Raw genomic sequence first — 1920 nt, 5'->3', positions numbered from 1 at the left:
CCTTGTCCTGATTTAAATTTAATCCACTATATCGTTGAGGCAAAGCCGGAAGTGGTCTATTCGGCTGATTCTCCGATAATCAATACCGCGTTGCTGCCGCCGAAGGCGAAAGACGAGCTGGCGGCGATGCGTTTTTCAGACGACCATGTGCTGTTGCCGTCGGTCAGGGCGATGGCGGGCAGTTCGGGGTCGGGGATGCCGTCCCACTGTTGCGGTGGCAGTTTGCCCTGCGGGTTGCAGCCGCGGTCGGCGATGCCCCAGACGAATGCGGCTTCGATGGCCCCGGCGGCGCCGAGTGTGTGTCCGGTTTGCGGCTTGGTCGAAGTACAGAAGGTTTGGCTGCCGAACACGTCAGCGACGGCGCGGCTTTCCATACTGTCGTTGTGTTTCGTGCCGGTGCCGTGCAGATTAATCCAGCCGATGTCCTGCGGCTGCAAACCGGCATTGTTCAGCGCTGCCTGAAAAGACTGCGCCGCACCCAAACCGTCGGGGCGGGGCGAGGACATATGATAAGCGTCGCTGCTTGCGCCGTAGCCCAACAATTGCATCGTGCCGCCGAAATCGGCATCGCAGGTCATGACGAATGCGGCAGCGGCTTCGCCGATATTGATACCGTTGCGGTTAGCGGAAAACGGGTTGGCGAGGTCGTCTGAAAGCACTTCCAGCGAAGCGAAACCGTTGATGGTCAATGGCGACAGGGTATCGACGCCGCCGCAAATAACCGCGTCGCACAAACCCGCACGCAACAGCCGCGCCGCACTGATTAAGGCGCGCGCGCCCGATGTGCAGGCGGTGGAAACGGTGTAGCACAGGCCGTGAATGCCGTAAACGTGTGCAACGAATTCCGAAGGCGATGCCATTTCGTGCTGAAGCTGGTTGAACGGTTTGTCCGTCCAGCTGCCGCCGTCGGCAACGTGTTGGAACAAGGGCATATTTTCATCTGCGCCGCTGGTGGACGTCCCCATGATGACGGCGACCCGCGCCGTGCCGTAACGGCGGACGGCGGCATGGATGTCGTCTTCAATCTGCCCCAGCGCGTGCCACAGCAGTTGGTTGTTGCGGCTGCGGTATGCGGCGGGCAGGTTGTCGGGCAGCGGGCGCAGCGTTTCGCTTACCGCACCGAATGCGAAGTTTTTGCCTTTGACCCATTGGTCGGAAAACGTCAGCGGTGAAGTTTCAGACGGCGCCAGCAGCGCGTCGATATGGGTTTGCAGACCGCTGCCGAGCGCGCTGGTTACGGCGGGGCGGCTGAGGTAAACAGGGGATTTCATTATTCTTCTTCTTTGATCGGGCTGACGGTCCAACGGGTTTTGTCGGGGAAGGCAATCACAAAACGTCCATTATCTTGTGCGACGCACCATAAATCTTGTTCTTTATAACGGAATACCGCGCCGTTGCCGTCAGGGCAGAATGCATTGTGTTCGGATGTTTTTTGTTCCACTTCGGGATACAGCTCGGCGGCGCGGTCGGCGGCAAGCAGCGGTAGCAGCGCGGCAAAAAGGCGGCGCGAAGCGGAATTGGGCATGATGAAGCCGTCGTTTTTCCAGCCTTTTGTGCCGACAAACTGGCGCGATACGGGTGCACCCAGTGCATCGGTCTGTACGAAGCGGATGCCCTCCGGCAACTGCTCGACCGCCAGCAGGCTGGTTTGGGCGGCATTGCCCGAAGCGTCGGTCTGCTCAAGCTTGAACCACAAACCTGATTGCTCAAGCGTCGGCAGGGTTTGCGGATGGGGCAGCGAGGGGGAAAGGGTGCAGGCACTGAGGGTCAGCGCGGCAAGGGCTAGGCTTGGAAATCGCATGGGGTTCCTTTGTCGGTGCGGAGGAAGGAAGTATTGTAACCGATGTCGGACAGTATTTCAGACGACCTTTCAGGGGTCGTCTGAAAATGTATAGTGGATTAACTTTAAACCAGTACGGC

Annotated in this window: 2 protein-coding genes; both read right to left on the bottom strand. The window is 59.1% G+C overall.

The features are described 5' to 3' along the window. Positions 1-56 precede the first annotated feature (56 nt). Positions 57-1271, bottom strand: coding sequence for a beta-ketoacyl-ACP synthase (locus HMPREF3050_RS04190; RefSeq protein ID WP_070773618.1), 1215 nt, complete (start codon positions 1269-1271; stop codon positions 57-59). Next, the gene (locus HMPREF3050_RS04185) at positions 1271-1801 is read right to left on the bottom strand and encodes a hypothetical protein (protein WP_070773616.1); all 531 of its coding nucleotides are present in this window, start codon (positions 1799-1801) and stop codon (positions 1271-1273) included. Before HMPREF3050_RS04185 ends, HMPREF3050_RS04190 begins: the two co-directional genes overlap by 1 nt. Positions 1802-1920: the final 119 nt, after the last annotated feature.

Origin of the sequence: Neisseria sp. HMSC065D04 (assembly GCF_001815675.1) — a bacterium.
In the GTDB taxonomy this organism is placed as follows: domain Bacteria; phylum Pseudomonadota; class Gammaproteobacteria; order Burkholderiales; family Neisseriaceae; genus Neisseria.
Note: the sequence above shows the minus strand (reverse complement) of the source record. Positions and strands in the feature narration are given on the sequence as shown.

Excerpts from the sequence above, each read along its gene's own strand:
- HMPREF3050_RS04190 (WP_070773618.1), bottom strand. The coding sequence starts at position 1,271 with ATGAAATCCCCTGTTTACCTCAGCCGCCCCGCCGTAACCAGCGCGCTC.
- HMPREF3050_RS04185 (WP_070773616.1), bottom strand. The coding sequence starts at position 1,801 with ATGCGATTTCCAAGCCTAGCCCTTGCCGCGCTGACCCTCAGTGCCTGC.